This is a genomic window from Mesorhizobium sp. M0983, assembly GCF_040318975.1.
GTDB lineage: Bacteria > Pseudomonadota > Alphaproteobacteria > Rhizobiales > Rhizobiaceae > Mesorhizobium.
In genome coordinates this window covers 18,064-38,258 of sequence record NZ_JAMYNH010000032.1, presented here as the reverse complement: position 1 = coordinate 38,258, position 20,195 = coordinate 18,064, and the positions used below count along the sequence as shown (strand labels likewise).

Annotated in this window: 22 protein-coding genes; 16 read left to right on the top strand and 6 right to left on the bottom strand. The window is 61.2% G+C overall.

Annotated features, from left to right (window positions below; all coding sequences use genetic code 11):
- The first annotated feature begins 1 nt into the window (after window position 1).
- Both NKH71_RS30610 and NKH71_RS30605 read left to right on the top strand, forming a co-directional pair.
- The gene (locus NKH71_RS30610; protein ID WP_023731894.1) at window positions 2–235 is read left to right on the top strand and encodes a hypothetical protein; all 234 of its coding nucleotides are present in this window, start codon (window positions 2–4) and stop codon (window positions 233–235) included.
- A gap of 448 nt (window positions 236–683) precedes the next feature.
- A complete protein-coding gene (locus tag NKH71_RS30605) occupies window positions 684–1,421 on the top strand; it encodes a PHP domain-containing protein (protein WP_502900435.1) in 738 nt (245 codons plus the stop codon).
- Between the two features lie 21 nt (window positions 1,422–1,442).
- Here the strand turns inward: NKH71_RS30605 and NKH71_RS30600 are convergent, their stop codons facing one another.
- The 5 genes from NKH71_RS30600 to NKH71_RS30580 form a co-directional block, all read right to left on the bottom strand.
- Entirely contained in the window at window positions 1,443–2,081 is a 639-nt protein-coding gene (locus NKH71_RS30600; protein ID WP_352895912.1) for a hypothetical protein, read from the bottom strand.
- Window positions 2,082–2,604: 523 nt separating this feature from the next.
- Window positions 2,605–2,850 (bottom strand): hypothetical protein, encoded by a 246-nt coding sequence (locus NKH71_RS30595; RefSeq protein WP_352479079.1) that lies wholly within the window; start codon window positions 2,848–2,850, stop codon window positions 2,605–2,607.
- An 83-nt stretch (window positions 2,851–2,933) separates the two neighbouring features.
- On the bottom strand, window positions 2,934–3,635 hold the full coding sequence (locus NKH71_RS30590; protein ID WP_352895909.1) for a Crp/Fnr family transcriptional regulator: 702 nt from the start codon (window positions 3,633–3,635) through the stop codon (window positions 2,934–2,936).
- Between the two features lie 341 nt (window positions 3,636–3,976).
- Complete coding sequence (locus NKH71_RS30585) at window positions 3,977–4,189, bottom strand: hypothetical protein (protein ID WP_352571680.1); 213 nt, start codon at window positions 4,187–4,189, stop codon at window positions 3,977–3,979.
- A 598-nt stretch (window positions 4,190–4,787) separates the two neighbouring features.
- Complete coding sequence (locus tag NKH71_RS30580; protein ID WP_352823067.1) at window positions 4,788–5,141, bottom strand: hypothetical protein; 354 nt, start codon at window positions 5,139–5,141, stop codon at window positions 4,788–4,790.
- 199 nt (window positions 5,142–5,340) lie between these two features.
- Between NKH71_RS30580 and NKH71_RS30575 the strand changes: the two genes are divergently transcribed.
- The gene (locus NKH71_RS30575) at window positions 5,341–5,604 is read left to right on the top strand and encodes a hypothetical protein (protein ID WP_352895906.1); all 264 of its coding nucleotides are present in this window, start codon (window positions 5,341–5,343) and stop codon (window positions 5,602–5,604) included.
- Between the two features lie 491 nt (window positions 5,605–6,095).
- Here NKH71_RS30575 and NKH71_RS30570 read toward each other — a convergent pair whose 3' ends face one another.
- Window positions 6,096–6,314 carry a KTSC domain-containing protein gene (locus tag NKH71_RS30570; RefSeq protein ID WP_352895904.1) on the bottom strand — a complete coding sequence of 73 codons (219 nt, stop codon included), beginning with the start codon at window positions 6,312–6,314 and terminating at the stop codon, window positions 6,096–6,098.
- A gap of 271 nt (window positions 6,315–6,585) precedes the next feature.
- Between NKH71_RS30570 and NKH71_RS30565 the strand changes: the two genes are divergently transcribed.
- From NKH71_RS30565 to NKH71_RS30500, 13 genes are all read left to right on the top strand, one after another.
- A complete protein-coding gene (locus tag NKH71_RS30565) occupies window positions 6,586–6,819 on the top strand; it encodes a hypothetical protein (RefSeq protein WP_352718503.1) in 234 nt (77 codons plus the stop codon).
- 970 nt (window positions 6,820–7,789) lie between these two features.
- Window positions 7,790–9,817, top strand: coding sequence for a conjugal transfer protein TraG (locus tag NKH71_RS30555; RefSeq protein WP_352895902.1), 2,028 nt, complete (start codon window positions 7,790–7,792; stop codon window positions 9,815–9,817).
- A gap of 120 nt (window positions 9,818–9,937) precedes the next feature.
- Window positions 9,938–10,351, top strand: coding sequence for a CopG family transcriptional regulator (locus tag NKH71_RS30550; protein ID WP_352704243.1), 414 nt, complete (start codon window positions 9,938–9,940; stop codon window positions 10,349–10,351).
- Window positions 10,348–11,316 carry a P-type conjugative transfer ATPase TrbB gene (trbB, locus tag NKH71_RS30545; protein WP_352895899.1) on the top strand — a complete coding sequence of 323 codons (969 nt, stop codon included), beginning with the start codon at window positions 10,348–10,350 and terminating at the stop codon, window positions 11,314–11,316. The genes NKH71_RS30550 and trbB overlap by 4 nt, the downstream gene beginning before the upstream one ends.
- Before the next feature lie 12 nt (window positions 11,317–11,328).
- The gene (locus NKH71_RS30540; protein ID WP_023680310.1) at window positions 11,329–11,637 is read left to right on the top strand and encodes a TrbC/VirB2 family type IV secretion system protein; all 309 of its coding nucleotides are present in this window, start codon (window positions 11,329–11,331) and stop codon (window positions 11,635–11,637) included.
- On the top strand, window positions 11,637–11,909 hold the full coding sequence (locus NKH71_RS30535) for a VirB3 family type IV secretion system protein (RefSeq protein WP_352571685.1): 273 nt from the start codon (window positions 11,637–11,639) through the stop codon (window positions 11,907–11,909). Before NKH71_RS30540 ends, NKH71_RS30535 begins: the two co-directional genes overlap by 1 nt.
- Window positions 11,903–14,353, top strand: coding sequence for a conjugal transfer protein TrbE (trbE, locus tag NKH71_RS30530; protein WP_352895897.1), 2,451 nt, complete (start codon window positions 11,903–11,905; stop codon window positions 14,351–14,353). Before NKH71_RS30535 ends, trbE begins: the two co-directional genes overlap by 7 nt.
- Window positions 14,350–15,075, top strand: a complete 726-nt coding sequence (gene trbJ / locus NKH71_RS30525) for a P-type conjugative transfer protein TrbJ (protein ID WP_352691358.1) — start codon at window positions 14,350–14,352, stop codon at window positions 15,073–15,075. The genes trbE and trbJ overlap by 4 nt, the downstream gene beginning before the upstream one ends.
- A gap of 36 nt (window positions 15,076–15,111) precedes the next feature.
- Complete coding sequence (trbL, locus tag NKH71_RS30520; protein WP_352895894.1) at window positions 15,112–16,434, top strand: P-type conjugative transfer protein TrbL; 1,323 nt, start codon at window positions 15,112–15,114, stop codon at window positions 16,432–16,434.
- Window positions 16,435–17,166, top strand: a complete 732-nt coding sequence (trbF, locus tag NKH71_RS30515) for a conjugal transfer protein TrbF (RefSeq protein WP_352895892.1) — start codon at window positions 16,435–16,437, stop codon at window positions 17,164–17,166.
- Window positions 17,156–18,184 (top strand): P-type conjugative transfer protein TrbG, encoded by a 1,029-nt coding sequence (gene trbG, locus NKH71_RS30510; protein ID WP_352895889.1) that lies wholly within the window; start codon window positions 17,156–17,158, stop codon window positions 18,182–18,184. The genes trbF and trbG overlap by 11 nt, the downstream gene beginning before the upstream one ends.
- A gap of 10 nt (window positions 18,185–18,194) precedes the next feature.
- Window positions 18,195–19,412, top strand: coding sequence for a TraB/TrbI/VirB10 family type IV secretion system protein (locus NKH71_RS30505; protein WP_352895886.1), 1,218 nt, complete (start codon window positions 18,195–18,197; stop codon window positions 19,410–19,412).
- Window positions 19,413–19,423: 11 nt separating this feature from the next.
- Window positions 19,424–19,690, top strand: coding sequence for a DUF2274 domain-containing protein (locus NKH71_RS30500; protein WP_352895883.1), 267 nt, complete (start codon window positions 19,424–19,426; stop codon window positions 19,688–19,690).
- The last annotated feature ends 505 nt before the right edge of the window (window positions 19,691–20,195 follow it).

Sequence of the window (20,195 nt, the reverse complement as noted above, 5' to 3'; positions counted from 1 at the left end):
CATGCAGCGCAATAAGGTGCATCACGTCTACACCGTCGATCGTGTCGCCAGGGACCTCGGCGTCAGCGAAGCGCTCATCCAGGACCTGACCCTCGGTCTCGAGCCCGAGGACGGCGTCATCTGGGTCTACGGCGCCAACGATGACGACGGGATCTTGGCCTTCACCGATGAAGGCATCGAGGAGGTCAAACTCCTCCTCGAAGAATATCATCGCGTCTCCCCAAAGAAAGCTTGACCCCAGCACTCCGGTGCTCAGGTTCTCCTGGCTGCCGGATGCGCACGTCTGCGGTCTTCACCGGATGCGTACTCTAGAGCAAGCAATCACTGTACTCCTCAACAGGGCGGACCGTCGCGACACGGTCTCGATAAAAGCGGCGCTACGCGAAGCGCGGGAGGCTGCGCCTTATTTGGTGGCCTCCGACGAAGAACTAACCGAGGCGATCGTCGAGGCAGCAACTGCCATGGGCCTCTGCGTGGCTTTCGACTGTGGCGAGTAGCTGTCAGCCAACTTCAGTCACTGTGGCATCGCAACAAAGCGCGCCGTCCTGCGCTATTTTCCCATTTTCAACAGTTAGAGGTAATCCGCAATTACCTTCGCAACCTGCTGCCTGTAGAACGGGAGCTGCCGGCTGAGCGAAGGTATTTGCTGGAGGAACTTGATAAGGTCGACAAAGAGTGACCGCATGGCCCGCCACTGGTTCAACCCTCCGGTCCCGGTCAAGACCGAGCGTCCCGGGATCATCCGCAACGTCAACAACGCCGAGGCAGCCGGGGAGGAGCTGATGAAGGGGACCAAACGTGGCCTTGCTGGGACCTCGCGATGCGTGTTTGCATCGCCGTACCCATCCGGTGAAGCCTTCACCGGATGGGTACAACAGCACCGCGAAGCTGACCGGCTGAACAAGGCATACAATGGAAAATTTCGCATACTGAAGGGCATCGAGGCGGACATCCTGGCAGATGGCTCGCTCGATTACCCGAATCATATCTTGGAGCAGTTCGATTTCGTCGTCGCGAGCGTGCACAGCCGCTTCAAGTTGCCCAAGAAGGAACAGACGGAGCGTATCATTGAGGCGATCGCAATCATCGGGCACATGACCGGTCGCCAGCTGTTGCGCCGGCCCGGTTATGATCTCGACGTCGACAAAGTCCTCAAAGCGTGTGCGAAACACGGCGTCGCTGTCGAAATCAACGCACATCCGTGGCGACTCGACCTCGACTGGCGCTGGCATCAAAAGGCACTCGATCAGGGCTGCATCTTCAGCATCAATCCGGACGCTCATTCGATTCGCGAGCTCGACCACATGCATTGGGGTGTCGAGATGGCGCGCAAGGGCGGTGTCCCTGCGAAGCGGGTCCTGAACGCGATGCGTTTGACGGCCCTCCTTGCGCATCTCGCACGGCGCAGGCAAACGTTTTAACCTGCCTGTGCGCCCGGCCTATCAGCGCAGGAGTCCGTCATTCTCAAAATCTTCCCAGCCGCGCAAACTGGAGTGCGAGTTCTCATCGGGGCCATGGGCAGCTGAAGCTGCAGTTCCGCGACCGCTTCTTTGAGCACGTTTCATAGCGGCCTTCCCCGCGGCTCGCCGCCTATTGTCTGCAGCTGTCGCTGCGTCCTGTTCGCGCCAGACCGTAACCAGGTCGCGGTCAAGCACATCCTCCACGTGCTGCGGGTCGAACACGTGAAAGGTGATGTTCCTTGCCCGCCCGCGGAGTTTCACCGTTTTCGTCCCGGCGCTCTGCAAGCGACCATCTTTCAACCAGCGGTGCCGTTCGGCCGTCGAGATCGTCAGAATGTCCTCGATTTCACGGGGGATTACGGGCAGGTCTTCGATATTATGCAGTGCTTTGGATACGATCCCGAATACCACCTGCACATCATTCTCGGCGCCCTCAGACAGGCGCAGGGTAAGCACGCGGGACTCGATATTGAGCAGTTTCCTGAACTCCGTTGGAAGGCGGGCGCGTATTTCGAGAAAAATACCCCTCGCTCTGACGGACGATCCAAACGTTGCAGCTGGGGTTAAAGGCCACTCTCCAATCAGCTTCGCTGTTGCATTGATTTTTCGGCGCGTGGACATGCCCCTTTATATAGGTCACCGATTGTCGGCAGCGATGAGCCGATCGCAAAGCCAACATGAGTTCTAATCCGCCAGCGGTCTGAACCACGATGCCCTAAAGGCGCAACCACGATTGTTAGCGGGGCCGCTTGCAACTCCGGCTAACAGGAAGCGGCCGAGTTGATCTCGAAGTGCGATATCAGGCGCGTTGCCGCCTGGCGGCTGTACGTGGGCCACAACCTGACCGTCCGTGATTGGGAGCCACATGGCTAATGCGGCTGTTCCGCTATTGAGCCTCGACATGCGTTTTCGGGACCCACCCCGTCGGATTCAATCGTGAATCCCGCATCGATCGCGCTTCGCGCAATGAGATCGCCAAGTTGCCAGTCCGTGAGTTCGCAAAAGGGAAGCATTCTCCTCACGGTGTGGCTAACCTCGGATATCGAAATGCTCGGGCTGCCGATGTTGTCGATCAGGTGGCGGACAATCGCTTGGCGAACGTCCGATAAGGTAGGCGTCTGCGCGAGCGCAGGCATCACCGGCCCTATGAATGGAGCCGTGGTTCTGCGGCCACGGCTGTTTTTAAGTCGAAAGCGACTGGCACACCGTGAATAATGGATGCTGCCGCCAAGAGCTCCTCCAGCTCGCGGTCGGTGGCCCTGCATGCGGGCATGAGTGTTCGGATGGCGCGGATTGCCTGTGCTATCGAAAGGAAGTGAGCCTTGCCTCTGGAGAGAACATAGGCTTCGGCGGCTCTTTCAACCGTGACTGTGTCAAAAGTGGTGGTCATCGAGAATTCCTCCCTGAACCCTGACCCACACGATTTACGGCACGAATTCGGTAGCTTGCAAGGGTTTGTCTGATTTAGGACAGTTAGGCGGAGGCTAGGCCGAAGTGACTTTGCTCCTCCTCCCCGTAAGCACCATGCGTGAGTCGTATCATTCCAACGCGGTCGATAATCGTGATCTCGCCGCGCTTGGCGTGAACCAGCCCCCGATATTCAAGCATTTGGAGGGCCGTGGTAACGCCGGGGCGCTGGGCACCAAGCATTGTCGCCAGGAATTCATGCGTCAGGTAGATCTTATTTCCTTCGACGCGGTCTTGGACCATCAGCAACCAGCGGGCCAAGCGCTCCTCGATTTTGGAGTGGCCGTTGACCAGTGCCGTCCGGGACGACTGGATGAGGAACGCGTGGGCATAGCGAAGCAGTGACTCGCGAAGGGATTGGCTATCCGCAATCGCAGAGCGAAGAGCTTCAACCGGGAGGATCCAGCCATTACCTGCGACTTGGATATAGGTTTCATTGGGCGACTTGTCCTGGCCGAGAATAACGGCAACTCCTGTCATGCCGTCGTGGCCGACGATGCCGACCTCGCTTTGCCGCCCTCCGGTCATCGTAGCGACCACCGACGCGATGCCCATCTCTGGAAAATACACACGCTCGATCGGCTGATAAGAGACTTCCAGCTGGTCTTTGATGTTGAGTTCGACGTGATGCAGTGATGGCCTCAAAAGCGCGAAATCCTCCGAGGAGAGGGTTTTCAATACATGGTTGCGAAGAAGGGATTGGGGCATGGCTCTCTCTCCCATGCGGGCAAGAGCACGTACCTCTTACTGTCGGCTGCGTCCGACGCGCTGGCGGCCGATGTGGGAAGCATAGCCTTCAAATGTGCGGTTGGCAAAGAGTCCGTGCCTGGCGACAATGACATCGTCATCCCCCAAGACCACGATGCATCGCCACTTCGGGAGGAGGAGTAATTTCGTCCTCTGCCCGGCGTGCGGCCAAGCGTTCGACATCAGGTGTATGGCAGAGGCGCTTCATCACAACGAGCTAGGCACGAGCCATACGACCTCGACTCGTAGTCGGCAGTGATCGACGACCGTCGATGAGCGTTTGGAGATGTCCCTTCAGGCCTCTATACGAGCCGGGTCGAGACCAGCACCGAGGGTAAGCTCTCGCTCATCTGGCCGGTCGCGTTGCCGACCGATCGGCCTGACGAATCCCTGTCGCGAGGGCGGATCTTCGCCGGCACGCTATGTCTTGACGATACCTTGCGGGCTTTCAGCAACGACTTGATGCCGTTGTGGTCGTCGTCGATGCGGCCGCGGCCGACCGAAAGCTTCGACAACGTATGCACCGCATGCGACAGTTGTTGTTCATCCAGGGCGACGGCGCCTACTCCACCGCAACTATGTCGCCCAGTTCTGTCACGACGCTCCGAAGCAGACCTGCTCCCGGCATCGGGTGCCGGGACCAACATGTGATCTCCATAATGCGTAAGAGCCGGAGGCCCATCGCCGGCGACAAGGCGCTCATTGCAGAGAAAGGTTAGCGATCGATCGGATGCCCGCGTGGCTTCACGCGCAATGTTGCTGGGCGCCTCCTTCGACAGCGCGCTCATGCGACACGTCCTGGCCGCGGGCGCCGCCTGTTGCCGAGAGCGACGATCGCGAATGCGCGAACGGCTGGACGGCAGGTGAAGCGGGGTCGCGATAGGCGCACATCAGACTTGCTTCACCGGTAGTCCGAAGACGCCAGCGACGCTATCTGACCGAAAGCAAACAGAAGCTGGGCGTGCCCCACTGAAAGCACAAGCAAGCGCAAACGTTCCTGGACTGATGCTCGGCTGGCGGCAACTTGCTCGCCAGCCGAGTTTATCTTAGCCGGTGGTCGGGGGAGACCAGCCAGCCACACACTGGTGATTCCAACGTGGGCCGATGTGCCAATCAGCAACCTTCGTCGGTCTTTTTCACCTGGCCTGGCGCGGCGGTGTTGGCTGCCGTGTCCTGCTGACCTGGCGCCGCCTGCTGAGCGCTGCCAGTCTGCTGGCCGGGCGCGCAGTCTCTGGCCGAGTTCGGATTTGTGGTGCCGCTGGTGGTGGTCGTGTCGGTGCCTTGATCGCCGGACATGTTGGTCCCGCTGCTCGTCGTGCCGGTGCCCTGATCCGTCGTGCTGGGCATGGTTGTCGTGGTCGAGGTTCCGCTGGTCGAGGTTCCGCTCGAAGTTCCACTGGTCGTCTGGGCAAAGGAAAGCCCGGCCGACAGCGCCAGCACGGCCGAAGCCAAAAGGATGCGTTTCATCTTCTTTCTCCTGTCTGAATGCGCGGGATGCGCTGGCAAATCCAACAGGCAGACAGAAGGAGTGTTCCCCGATGAAGTTCAATTTTGTAACTCCGGTCGTATTAGGACGGCGTATATTAGAAGCCTCTTGAAGAAGACGCTGCCCGCACCAGAATCCATGGTATGGCTCGCGGACAGGCATTGGCGACCAGTGGCCATCATGGCCACGGTTCTGACGCGGGTAACAGAGGACCGCGTAAGGGTCTCGATCCCAGGTTACGAGTTCCCACATTCCATCATCGATCACACCAAGGTGAACCGAGGCCAGCAAATCGACCTGAAAGGCGAGGTCACGCGCATCGACGAGGACACCGTGACGATCGACCTCGGGCCATTGGTCACGGTCGACCGTGACAAGGTCCGGCTAATGGAGAAATATCGGCCGCCAAAACGACGAAAGGCACTTGTCGTTGCCCCGGATTAGAACCGACAACATCGCGACAGGCTATGAGGGCAGGCCGCATGACGGGCCGGTAGAGGACGAGTCGAAGCACTTGGTCTACTGCCCAGTCTGCGGCCAAACGTTCGACGCGCGCGATCTTGGACAGGTGTTCCACCACGCTGAGCCGCAGCACGAGCCGCTTCCGGTCGAGCAATAGTCCAGCTAGTTGAGCTCCGGCGGCAGACCGACGTTGAGACCCTTCAGCGCGCCACCGACGTACGTTGGATGAGAAAAGGGTGCTGCGTGCACCGCGCCTTCCCCGCGCGCCGATGTTCCACCTGGGCCGCAAAAAAGTCCCGCCGCACTGCCAGAACGGCGGGACCGATCAAACGCTTTGCACCAGGCGGGGGGATGCGGGGGGTTGGGCTTGCCAAGTGAGCGCGGACCGTAACTAACCCTAAGCGCAACGGCGGCAACGCGTCCACCAACCGCCGGTTGGAGCGACAGGACGATTGAGCCGCCGGCAGGTCAGGTCATCCCGGGTCGCTATCGCTCGCAACCAGACGGTAGCGGAAATGGTTGCGGATGTGGTCGTTGAAATAGCGGCCCTTGGCGAACGCGGCCCGGAACGCGGCAAAGGTTTCCGGCGGTACCCCCTCAAACTCGTACCGTTTACCGCTGGCGACGAACCACACCGAGAGGGTCCTTCTATCCAGATCATATTCCATCTTGCGGATCGATGTGGAGGGCATGAGTACCACAGGCCGAGGCCCGCGCCTTTGCCGGGAGCGCGGGCCGATCGGGATACCGATCTGCAGCAATACCTGGAGGGGAGGGTTCGCTGCGTGCACCGAACTTTCGCGGCGGTCCCGTGTTCCATCGAGATACACAAAAAGCTAGCTGCACCTTTCGGCATCACGCGGACGTCGGATTTCTGAGAAAGCGCGAGCGTCAATACTAACTTCTGGTGATGGAATCTTCCCGTGAGATAGGCACGTTCCAGGGCGAAAGGAGTGCCCCGCCATGACCGTCCTCGCCTACAACCTTGCCAATGACGTCAAAGGATTATGGAGGGTCGTCTTCGTGCCGGACGAACTGCATTTGTATGTGGAATTCAGCCAGCCAGACGCCGACACAAACCCGGCTGATTGGATGAGCGTTGATGATTTCCTTGCATGGCGGCCGAAAGGCGCACTCCACGAGCGAGCGCGCGACAGCTTGGTTTCGCTCATTTGCAAGGCGCTGACAGGGCGATGAGACACGGGAAACCCGCACCGAGATCGAGTGCGAGCGCCGCGAGTGGGCCTAGGGCCCCACAGGCCAGTGCGACCCCGCCGCCGGCAAACCGCGGCGGGCGAGTGCCTCGGGGACACGATGGTAGATTGCTAATGCGTTCGCGCGTGTGGCCTTAAGTCGCAAACTATTGGCTTCAGAAGCAGGGCGTAGGGCTTCATTGATGGTGCTACCAACACCATATGGTGATCCATAGCCCTCAAAACGAGAGAAGCTCGTCCCGACGGGTCGCACTGCGGCCGTCAGCTGGTAATTGCTACGAACTAGGAAACCATCATGCCTGAAAATATCAGACCAACTTCGAGAGACGTCCCCCTCATTCAGCTAGGCCTCTATCAGTGCCGCTTCCCGGTAAGCGAAGACGCTTCTGTACCTGGCGGTTATCGTTTTTGTGCTGGGCCAACTTCGCCGGATCGCGTCTACTGCGATCACCACCACAACATTGTGACCGCCGTGGACCCTCGTCGAGCCCGTTCGGGTCTTCACCTCGCTCAACGACGCGCCGCGTAAGCCTGACTGGCGGCGGCCTCCCGGCCAGGCGCTATCCGCTCCAAGCCCTTGGCTACGACGTTGCCGTCGGCGGTCTGGCCCATCCTGCCTTATGCCGTCTTCGCCGATTTATCCCCCGTCGCCCGATTGAGAACGACGACTTCTCGCCGAGCCTTTCAGCTCGCTACTCGCACAAACGCGTCGGCTCCAAAGGTTTGTCTGTCAGCACATCTTCAATGTGCCCGCGCCTGAAGCCCCAACATCTTCTGCGACCAAACCGCGTACCTGGCACCGCCGATCGGTTGCTGCGGCGGATTTTCGCTGTTCGCAGCTGAACAATGCCTATCAACCTTGTTATCGCACCTAGTCGCACGTAGCGGCCGTTCGAATTCTCATCGCTCGGCGCGATGTTTGGTCCGTCTGGCCAGAAGAGCGGAGCAAGCCATTGACACCCACGAAGTTGCTGATTGGGCAGATCGTTGTCGTATTCGCAATTGTCATTCTTGGCGTGTGGACTGCAACCCAATGGTGCGCCCACATGCTCTCCTATCAGCCGCCACTCGGCGCGCCATGGTTTGTGACAGTCGGCTGGCCGATCTACCAGCCGTGGAAACTGTTCGAATGGTGGTTCCAATTTGACGCCTATGCGCCTGAAGTCTTCGACAAGGCTGGCATACTTGCCGGAGCCAGCGGGTTCCTGGGCTGTGCCGCCGCGATAGCTGGGTCCCTCTGGCGCGCACGGCAGCGGGGGTTGGTCACCACCTATGGGTCCTCACGATGGGCCATGAAGCTGGAAATCGAGAAGGCGGGGCTGTTTCAGCCGGCCGGCGTTTTCCTTGGCGGACTGAATTATCGCTATCTGCGCCATGACGGACCAGAACACATCATGGCCTTTGCGCCGACACGTTCGGGCAAGGGCGTCGGACTCGTTGTTCCAACCCTTCTTTCCTGGACCGGCTCGGCCGTCATTCACGACATCAAAGGCGAGAACTGGCAGCTGACCTCTGGCTGGAGGTCGAAGTTCTCGCACTGTCTCTTGTTCAATCCGACCGATCCGAGATCGGCGCGGTACAACCCGCTGCTGGAAGTGCGCAAAGGTCCAGATGAGGTCCGCGACGTTCAGAACATCGCCGACATTCTCGTCGATCCGGAAGGCGCGCTGGAGCGGCGGAACCATTGGGAGAAGACCAGTCATTCACTCCTAGTTGGCGCCATCTTGCACGTGCTCTACGCCGAAGAGGAAAAGACACTCGCCCGTGTCGCCACCTTCCTGTCGGACCCGCAACGCTCATTCGCTGCGACACTGCAGCGGATGATGACCACAAACCACCTCGGCACGGTGGACAAGCCCCAGGTCCATCCGGTCGTGGCCTCGGCGGCTCGTGAGGTGCTGAACAAGTCAGAGAACGAGCGCTCAGGCGTTCTCTCGACCGCCATGTCGTTTCTCGGGCTCTATCGTGATCCAACGGTGGCCGCGGCAACATCGGCCTGCGACTGGCGCATTGCCGACCTTGTGGATGCCGAGCGACCGATGTCGCTGTATCTGGTCGTGCCGCCGTCGGATATCTCGCGCACTAAGCCCCTGGTGCGATTGGTGCTCAATCAAATCGGCCGGCGGCTGACCGAGCGCCTGGAGGGCGATCCAAAGAAGAGCCGCAAGCATCAGCTCCTGATGATGCTGGATGAATTTCCGGCGCTCGGTCGGCTCGACTTCTTCGAGACTGCGCTCGCCTTCATGGCAGGCTACGGCATCCGCGCTTATCTGATAGCGCAATCGTTGAACCAAATCTCCAAGGCCTATGGCGAGAACAACGCCATTCTCGACAATTGCCATGTGCGGATTGCCTTTTCCTCAAATGACGAGCGCACGGCCAAACGCATCTCGGACGCGCTCGGTACCGCGACGGAACTCAGATCGATGCGCAACTATGCCGGCCATCGGTTGGCGCCCTGGTTGTCCCACGTCATGGTAAGCCGCCAAGAGACTGCTCGCCCCCTGCTGACCCCGGGTGAGGTGATGCAGTTGCCGCAGGCTGACGAACTAATCCTGGTTTCGGGATTGCCGCCGATTCGCGCCAAGAAGTTGCGTTATTACCAGGATCCGAATTTCACGGAGCGAGTGCTGCCTTCGCCGGTGCTGCGCGACGGTGCCTACGCGGATCGGCCCACGTCGCGCCCGGACGATTGGAGCGGACAGGTGCGCGGCGTGGATCGGCGTCTTGCTGGCGATGACGACAGTGCCGGCGCGGCAATCGAAGACGGAGGTGTCCAGCAGCAGCGCCATCCGGGCCTGCGCGAAGAACGGACCCTCGTCGTCCAGGAGCCTGATCAGGGCGATCTGTTCACGCCCGCAGACGATGACTGCGAGACGCTCGCCGACAAGCGCGTCATGGATCGGATTTCCACCGCCGCACGTGCGTACGGCCTCAACGAGGGAATGGGCGACGACAAGGACATCGTGCCCGGCTTCTGAACGGCGCGCCATACGCGGGCGCATCTCAGCGTAGATAACGGCAGTAAGCGATTTCGAGGATCTCGACGATGCTCGTTCCCGTCGCCGGTGCATCAGCGCCGGTCAGAGGGAACGAGCAGCATGAAGCCCCACCGCATTCGTCACCAGTTTTTGCTTGAACCCGAGTTGAGCGAGAAGCTGGAGAACCTCAGCCGCAATCCATCGACCACCAAATCGGCCATTGTGGCGCACGCGGTCGAGACCTTTATCGAGCAGCGTGGGGAGAATGAACTCGACCAGCGCTACGGCAAGAGGCTCGACCGTCTTTCCCGCGACCTCGGACATGTCAGGCGCGATGTCGAGATGATCCTGGAGAGCCTGGCGCTCTTCATCCGCTTTTCGATCACGCTTCATGCTCACACGCCGGTGCCGGACAGGGCCACGCAAGCGATTGCCCAGGAGCGCTTCGACAAATTCGTTGAACAGGTCGGCCGCCAAATCGCTTCCGGGAAACGGTCACTTGGCACCGACGATCGCAGGGGAGGGGAAGGATGAGTTCTCATCCGGAAGCCGACCATCGCCGCCGCGTCATGCTGCGCACCGCCATGGGTCCGGCGATCACCGAAGCCCTTGCCGATCCGACCGTCATTGAGGTGATGGTCAATCCCGACGGTGCGCTGCGGCTCGACCGGTTGGGTGAAGGCCGGGTCGACACCGGCGTGCACATGCATCCTTCTGAGGCCGAACGCATCATCCGCCTGGTCGCCTCCCACGTGCGCGCCGAGGCGCATGCTGACAATCCGATTGTCAGCGCCGAATTGCCATCGGGCGAGCGCTTCGAGGGTCTGCTGCCGCCTGTCGTGCTGGGGCCATGCTTCGCCATCCGAAAGCCTGCGGCGAAACTCTACACGTTGGCCGACTATGTCGCCGACCGGGTCATGCTGCCGCTGCAGGCCGATGCGCTGAAGAAGGCGGTCCGCGAGCGGCGCAACATCCTGGTCGCCGGCGGCACGTCGTCGGGCAAGACAACACTTGCCAATGCGCTGCTGGCACAAGCCGCCGATTGCGACGAGCGGGTGATCCTGATCGAGGACACACGCGAACTGCAATGCGCGGCGAAGGATTGCGTTGCCTTGAGGACGAGGCGGGGGGCGGTCACGCTCGCCGATCTCGTGCGCTCGACCCTGCGGCTCAGACCCGACCGCATCATCGTGGGCGAAGTCAGGGGCGCGGAAGCCCTGGACATGCTGAAGGCATGGAACACCGGGCATCCCGGCGGCATCGCGACGGTTCACGCCAATTCGGCGCGCTCCGCTCTCTACCGTATCGAGCAGCTCGCCCAGGAAGCCGTCGTCACCGTTCCCCGCCGCCTCATCGCTGATGCGGTAGATCTGATCGTCTTCATCGCTGGGCGCGGATCCTCGCGCCGCATTGACGCGATCGCTGAGGTCACCGGTCTCGACAGCAGCGGTGATTACGCCGTCAGCCCGCTCACACTTCCGCAACTCCAGCAGTTTTGAAAGGTCCACCTCATGCTCAAGAAGCTTCGCTTCCTTTCGTCCACCGCGCTCGCGTTTCTTCTCACCGTCCCGGCCCACGCAGCGGGCTCCGGCATGCCTTGGGAACAGCCGCTGCAGCAGATCCTTGAGTCCGTGCAGGGACCGGTCGCCAAAATCGTCGCGGTGATCATCATCATCACCACCGGCCTGACCCTTGCTTTCGGTGACACGGCAGGCGGTTTTCGCCGGCTGATCCAGATTGTCTTCGGCCTGTCGATCGCCTTCGCGGCATCGAGCTTCTTTCTCTCCTTCTTCTCCTTCGGCGGCGGGGCACTCGTCTGATGGCCACCGGAGAGCAGCATGTCGAGGGTTTCGAAGTCCCCGTTCACAGGGCATTGACTGAGCCGATCCTGCTGGGCGGCGCGCCGCGAGCGGTGGCGATCCTCAACGGCACGGTGGCCGCGGCAATAGGCCTTGGCCTGCAGCAGTGGATCGCCGGACTGGCGCTCTGGATCGCCGGCCACACCCTCGCGGTCTTTGCCGCTCGCCGCGATCCGGACTTCGCCAGCGTGCTTGTCCGTCATCTTCGCCTGAAGGGGTGGCTTGCATGCTGAACCTTTCGGAGTATCGCGGCAAAGCCGATCGGCTTGCCGACCATCTGCCCTGGGCCGCTTTGGTCGCGCCCGGCATCGTGCTCAATAAAGACAGTAGCTTCCAGCGAACCTTCCGGTTCCGTGGCCCCGACCTTGAAAGCGCGACCGAAGCCGAGTTGGTCGGCATCTGCGCACGAGCCAACAATGCGCTACGAAGGTTGGGCTCCGGATGGGGGTTGTTTTTCGAGGCCGAGCGCGTTGAAGCGCTGGGCTATCCGAGCTCGGCTTTTCCCGATGCTGCCTCATGGCTGGTCGATGAGGAACGGCGCGCGGCCTTCGAGGGCAAGGTCGCGCACTTCGAGAGTCGCTATCATCTGACCTTGGTCTTCATGCCGGCGCCAGATGGCCAGGCGCGGGCGGAAAGCGCACTGGTCGACTCGCATCACTCGGGAGGGGCTAGAGACTGGCGCCAGGAGCTGGCGTGGTTTCGCGACGAGACCGACCGCGTCCTGGATTTGCTGTCCGGCTTCATGCCGGAAGTGCGCGCCCTCGATGATGCCGAGACGCTAACCTATCTGCACGGCACAATCTCGACCTACCGCCATCCGGTCGCCATGCCGGAAACGCCAATGTATCTCGACGGTGTTCTGGTTGACGCGCCGCTTACCGGCGGCCTGGAGCCGATGCTGGGTGAGCAGCATCTGTGCACCCTCACCATCCTTGGTTTCCCGAACGTCACCCGGCCAGGGATCCTCGACGCGCTCAACCATCAGGATTTCGCCTACCGCTGGATGACGCGCTTCATCCCGCTCGACAAGACGGAAGCCACAAAGACACTGACCCGGTTGCGCCGTCAGTGGTTTGCCAAGCGCAAATCGGTCGCAGCCATCCTGCGCGAGGTCGTGACCAACGAACCCGTCCCTCTCGTCGATAGTGACGCCGACAACAAGGCGCTCGATGCGGATGCCGCCCTTCAGGCATTGGGCGGCGATCACGTCGGCTTCGGCTATCTCACCACAACGGTGACGGTATGGGACCAGGACCGACAGGCCGCCGCGGAAAAGCTCCGAGCGGTTGAGCGCATAGTCAATGGGCTCGGCTTCACCACGATCCGTGAAAGCATCAATGCGGTCGAGGCGTGGCTCGGCTCGTTGCCCGGTCATGTCTACGCTAACGTTCGCCAGCCGCTCGTTCACACGCTGAATCTTGCCCATGTCATGCCGCTGTCGTCGGCGTGGGCCGGTCCGGTGGATAACGAGCATCTCACCAACGTGACTGGGACCGAATCCCCGCCGCTTCTCTTCGCAGAGACCAACGGGTCGACACCGTTTCGGCTTTCCACCCACGTCGGCGATGTCGGCCACATGCTGGTCGTTGGTCCGACCGGTGCCGGCAAGTCGGTTCTGCTTGCGCTAGTCGCTCTGCAGTTTCGACGCTATGCCGGGGCGCAGGTCTATGTCTTCGACAAGGGCAATTCGGCTCGTGCGGCAACACTGGCCATGGGCGGAGAACACCACGCTCTGGGCGCGGATGGTGCGCTTGCCTTCCAGCCACTGAGCAATATCGGCGACCAGGCTACTCGCAGCTGGGCGGCGGAATGGATCGCCGGCCTCGTTGCCCATGAGAATGTCACCGTTACGCCGGAGGTAAAGGAGGCGATCTGGTCGGCACTCATCAGCCTTGCCACTGCGCCGGTGCGGGAACGCACGCTGACGGGCCTGTCGGTTCTGCTTCAGTCCAATGGACTCAAGGCCGCGTTAATGCCCTACACGCTCGACGGTCCCTTCGGCCGGCTGCTCGATGCCGATGAAGATCGGCTGGCTTTGTCGGATGTGCAGTGTTTCGAGACCGAAGAGCTGATGCACCAGGAAGGCGCCGTGCTGCCGGTGCTCACCTATCTCTTCCATCGCCTCGAGGAGCGGCTCGACGGCCGGCCAACACTGCTGATGCTCGACGAGGCCTGGGTCTATCTCGACAACCAGCTCTTTGCCGCCCGCATCCGCGAATGGCTGAAGGTGCTGCGAAAGAAGAACGTCTCCGTCATTTTCGCCACGCAGTCACTTGCAGATATCGCTGGCTCTTCCATCGCGCCGGCGATCATCGAGAGCTGCCCACAGCGCATTTTTCTCCCCAATGACCGTGCCGTGGAACCGCAGGCGCGGGCAGCCTATGAGCACTTCGGCCTGAACGAGCGGCAGATCGAATTGGTCGCCCGTGCCACACCGAAGTGCCAGTATTATCTGCAGTCGCGCCGCGGCAACCGCCTCTTCGAGCTCGGGCTCGGCCCGATCGGTCTTGCGCTCTGCGGCGCCTCTGATCCGGCCACGCAAGCTTTGATCGACAGCGCCCTGTCAGAGCACGGGCAGGACAGCTTTGCTTCCCGGTTCCTGAGTGCGCGCGGCCTCGATTGGGCTGCCGAGCTTCTCCAGCAATTCCCTCAACCAGATAAGGAGCAATCGTCATGATGCGGCGCCGCCTTCTCACCAGCCTGATCACCGTTTCCCTAATCGCAAAACCGATGGCCGATTACGTCCAGCCGGCCCACGCCCTGATCGTGTTCGATCCGTCGAATTATACGCAGAACGTGCTGACAGCGGCACGTTCCCTGGAGCAGATAAACAACCAGATCCAGTCGCTTCAGAACCAGGCGACGATGCTGCAGAACATGGCGCGGAATCTTCAGCGCTTGGATTTTTCTTCCGTCGGCCAGCTCACAGGTTCGCTCCAACGGATCGACGGCCTGATGACCCAGGCCAGCGGCCTGAGCTTCGATCTCGACAAGCTTCAGAACCAGTGGCGTGTGCAATATCCGGAAAGCTACGACGCCACAATCAAGGTCAGCGATGTGGCGAGCGCCGCGCGCGAGCGCTGGCAAAACGCCATGCAGGCGTTCCGCCAAACCATGAGCGCGCAGTCGCAGATCGTGGAGAACGTGCGGGCCGACGGCGACCTGCTTACCGATCTCGTCAACCGCAGTCAGGGCGCGGCAGGTGCCCTTGAGGCAAGCCAGGCCACCAATCAGCTGATCGCGCTTTCGACCAAGCAGCAGATCCAGATCCAGACGCTGCTCGCGACCCAGTTCCGGGCTGAAGCCGAAGATGCTGCCCGCAAGGCGCAGTCCGAGGAAGCCGCCCGCGAGACGACGAAGCGTTTCCTGGGCACCGGTACGGCCTATCCCGGCAACTGATCAGCAGTTCTTCAAGACAACGAGGAAGGCGGCGACATGAATGACCTCGGCGTCATTGATCGCTTCATGGAGACTTTTACCCGCTATATTGATAGCGGGTTCGGTCTGCTTTCGGGCGACGTCGCCTTTCTCACCACCATCCTGATCGGCATCGACATCACGCTGGCAGGCCTGGTCTGGGCGTTCGGCGGCGAGCCCAATGTTCTTGGCCGGCTTGTCCGAAAAGTGCTCTATGTCGGCGCCTTCGCCTTCATCCTGAACAATTTTAAGAACCTCGCCGACATCATCTACCATTCCTTTGCCGGGCTCGGCATCAACGCATCGGCCGGCAATCTGTCCGCCGACAGTCTCCTGCGGCCAGGCCGCATTGCCGCGGCCGGCTTCGAGGGCGCCTGGCCGCTGCTCAATCAAGCGAGCCAGCTAGTCGGCTTCCCCGAGATCTTTGGCAACGCGCTGACCATCTTCGTGCTGCTTCTCGCCTGGTTTCTGGTCCTCATCGCCTTCTTCATTCTTTCAATTCAGCTGTTCATCACCATCCTGGAGTTCAAACTCACCACATTGGCCGGTTTTGTTCTGGTGCCCTTCGCGCTCTGGAACCGCTCGGCGTTTCTGGCCGAGCGCGTGCTCGGCAATGTGATCTCGTCGGGCATTAAGGTGATGGTGCTTGCTGTCATCGTCGGCATCGGCTCTACGCTCTTCGGCGAGTTCGCTTCCGCGCTGCAAGGCAAGGAGCCGGACTTGGCCGCGGCCATGTCACAGGTACTGGGCGCGTTGGCGCTGCTTGGGCTCGGCATTTTCGGGCCAGGGATCGCCTCGGGTCTTGTTTCCGGCGCGCCGCAGCTGGGCGCCGGCGCCGCACTCGGAACCACCGCGGCGGCCGCCGGATCAACGCTCGTTGCCGGAGGTGCGACGCTTGCCGGCGCGCGCATGGCAACCGGCGGCGGTCTCGCCGCCGTTCGAGCCGGCACGGCCATGGGATCGGCTGCTTCCACAGCTTGGCAGATGGGGCGTGCAACATCGCCCGAGTCCGGCCTCTCCGGCGTAGCTGCTGGACTGCAGGGCGTTGCCGGTGCAGCTGGCGGCGCCGCGATGCGGGGAATGCGATCTGCAACAGAACCATTCCGGCGCAACGCCGATGCCGGCCGCGATGCCGCCTGGACCTCGACGGGCGGCACGCCGACCGCATCAATGACCGGAAACCCTGCCGCGTCAGGTGCCAATGCCGCGCCGGCGTGGGCGAGGCGCTTGCGTTCCGAACAGACTGCGCGCGCCCATCGCCATGCCGCCACGCAGGCCGTCCGTGATGGCGATCGGGGTGGAAGCGGCGCCAACCCCTCTCTCAATGACAAGGAAGACTAGATGCTCTTCAAGCGACCTGTTCAACGCTACGGGAAGACGCCTCACCCCGTCACACCATACCAGACGGCCGCCCAACTTTGGGACGAGCGCATCGGCACAGCGCGCGTGCAGGCAAGGAACTGGCGCCTGATGGCCTTCGGCTGCCTCGCTCTGGCCACCGGGCTCTCTGGTGGACTCTTGTGGCAGTCGATGCAGGGCCGCGTCGTGCCCTATGTCGTCGAGGTAGATCGTTTCGGCGAGGCGCGCGCCGTCGCTCCAGCAATCCGGGACTACGAGCCCACCGATGCCCAGATCGCCTGGCATCTCGGCCGCTTCATCCAGAATGTCCGCTCTGTTTCCACCGATGCGGTGCTGGTGCGGCAGAATTGGTTCTCGGCCTACGACTTCGCCACCGACCGTGGAGCCCTCTTTCTCAACGAGTACGCTAAGGCCAACGACCCGTTCGGCAAGATCGGCACGCGCAGCGTCTCGGTGCAGGTGACGAGCGTGGTTCGAGCGTCCGACAACTCCTTTCAAGTCAAATGGACCGAGCAGGTCTTTGAGCGCGGCAGCCTCGCCAGCACAACGCGTTGGACCGGGATCCTCACCATTGTGATCCGGCCGCCGAACAATACCGATCAGCTGCGCAAAAACCCGCTCGGCGTCTTCATCAATGCCATCGACTGGTCGCGCGAGCTCGACAGTGCCGCGCAGACTTCCGTTCCCCCAAAGGAGCCCGCCAATGATAAATAGACTCTCGTCGCTCCGCACTGCCCTGGTCCTGTCGACGTCGGCTGCGGTCATCTCCGCCTGTGCCTCGAAACCGGTGCCGCCACCTCAGATTTCCTATGATGCTGCCAAGTTCCAACCGGCGGCAATCGAGAAGGCGCCGGAGAAGCCCGTCAAGGTCGTGGAAGTGCCGAAACCGCTGCCGCTGCCCGGCCAGTTGCAGCCCGAGCCGGGCAAGGCTGCTGAAGACAAGCGCTCGCCTGAAGAACGTGTCGCCGATGCCAACAAGGCGGCGACGCAGCAACCCACCAAATATGGCTATGTGAATGCGGTGCAGGTTTACCCCTTTGCCGAAGGCGCGCTCTACCAGCTCTATGCCGCACCGGAGCGCGTCAGCGATATCGCTCTGCAATCAGGGGAGAAACTCCAATCCGTGTCGGCCGGCGATACAGTGCGCTGGGTAATTGGCGACACCGTCAGTGGCTCCGGCGATGACCAGCGCACCCATGTGCTGGTGAAGCCCTTCGCGCCAGGACTTGCCACCAATCTGGTGATCACCACGGACCGGCGAAGCTATCACCTGCAGCTTCAAAGCACGGATAAGACCGCCATGGCGGCAATCTCCTGGACCTACAGCGAGGACCAGATCATCGCGCTACGCCGGCGCAATGCGCAGGCCGAGGCTGCTATGCCAGTGGCGTCGAATGTGGCTCTCGAAAATATTCGCTTCCGCTATTCGATTACCGGCGACATGCCGCCCTGGAGGCCGACGCGCGCGTTCGATGATGGCAGCAAGGTCTACATCGAGTTCCCGCGCCGCATCGATCAGGGCGAGGCCCCGCCGCTCTTCATCGTAGGTGCTGACGGGGACAACCAGCTCGTCAACTACCGCATACGGGGCAACTATTACATCGTCGATCGCCTCTTCGCCGCGGCCGAACTGCGCCTCGGCGCCAAGCAGCAGCAGGTGGTGCGCATCACGAGGACCGACGGCAGGCAAGCGCCGCGGCGGATATTGCTCTTTTCGCGTTCCAGCAGGTGAGGGACGGCCCATGACGGATACTTCCCGCTCCGATGCTCCACCGAAACTCGATCCAGAACAGCTCCAGCTGCGGGCCTCGCCCCGCCGCGCTGTGCGCTTCAAGCGCGGTATTATTGTCGCCATTGCAGCTGTTGTTTCCGGCACCGTTCTAGGCGTCACCATGATGGCGCTGCAGGGACCGGCACTGCGCATCAAAGAGCAGGCTGAAGAGCTTTACAACACTGAGCGGAAGCCAACCGCGGAGGCAATTGAAAGGCTGCCTAAGGACTATTCCGGGATCAAGCCCAAGCCTCCGGTGCTTGGACCACCGCTGCCCGGCGACCTCGGCCGCCCCATCCTTGAGCACCAACGCCAGCTGGGCATCGCGCCGGGCCAGGAGGTTTCGGCGGAGGAGCAGCGCCTTGCACAGCAGGCGATCGAGGCGCGCGAATCGCAAATCTTCTTCCGGATCGAAAATCGACCCCGGCAAGCGGATGCCGCCGGCAACGGGCAGGGCGGGCGTCCACCCTTTGATGGAACGGCTCCACAATCCGATGCCGCACGCGATTCAGCTTCCGTTGCACCGGCCGAGGGCGACCAAAACAATCAACAGCGCAAGCTCGATTTTGTCAGCCAGCGGAACACAAGTGGAATCTACAATCTGCATGCACTGCAGACGCCGGCTTCGCCGTATCAGCTGATGGCCGGCAGCGTCATCGCAGCGAGCCTGATCACTGGCATCAATTCCGACTTGCCCGGCCTCGTCGTCGCACAGGTCACCGAGAATGTGCACGACACAGTCACCGGCAGTACCTTGCTCATTCCGCAAGGCTCTCGCCTGATTGGCACCTATGACAGCGTCGTGGCCTTTGGACAAAGGCGCGCGCTGCTGGTCTGGCAACGGATACTGCTGCCCGACGGCTCTTCGATCGAAATCGACAATCTGCCGGCAACAGACACTGCCGGCTATGCGGGGCTTGAGGACAAGGTGGACTTCCATACCTGGCAGCTGATCAAAGGCGTTGCGCTGGCCACCTTGCTAGGGGTCGGCACGGAGCTGAGCCTCGGGGAAGAGGAAAGCGACCTGGTCAAAGCAATCCGCGAATCCGCTCAGCAGAACGTCAGTCAAGCTGGCCAGCGCATCACCGAGAAGAACCTCAATATCCAACCCACCATCACTGTCCGGCCCGGTTGGCCACTGCGCGTCATCGTGCACAAGGATCTTGTGCTGCGGCCGTACCGGAATTGACTGGAGTCATCATGACCAATCTGAAACTCGGCAAACTTCCGGATCGGACACCTTCGAAGATCACCATAAGCGTAAGTGCAGACCTGAACCAAGCACTGAAGGACTATGCGGCGCTTTATCGTCAGACCTATGGCGAGTCCGAATCGGTAGCAGAACTGATCCCGTTCATGCTGGCGGAGTTCCTGGAAAGCGATCGAGCGTTTGCCAAGGCCAGAAAGGAAGGTTTCCCGGATGCTGGCAAGTCCGAGAAATCGCGACATCAATCAGTATCAGAGTAAGCAACAGTGACCAGTGAGTTCGAGTGGGACGCTTTTACGCAAAACCTCACCGTCAGACAGGCGATTGCATCGAAGCAACTTGCCTACGACAAACCGTGTCGGTTTCGGCGACACGATCCGCAACCCAAGAAACCCATTCCTCGCGAGTAGTAGGAATGAACTCTCGCGGCCCGCCAATCCCACTGCAGCTAACGCCGTCATGTTATACTCCACGCTCTCACCGCATCAATTGAAGTACAGATCGAACCGTCCCTCCGTGCCAGTGTAATTACCAGCATTACCGAATCTGGGCAGCTGCCATTCAGCTCGCATTCCCACGCGACCAGCTGGTTGCTCACGGCTTATTTGGGCGCAGTTGCAAGCAGGTCGAAGCTACGCTACCATCCCGAAAGACTTCGGTAGACCTCGCGTCATCCCGCACGGTCATTCCGACAATCGTCCGGACGTTGGAAAGGGAAGCCTGCCATTTCTATAAGGCTCAAGCGAGAAACGGCGTCGCATTAAG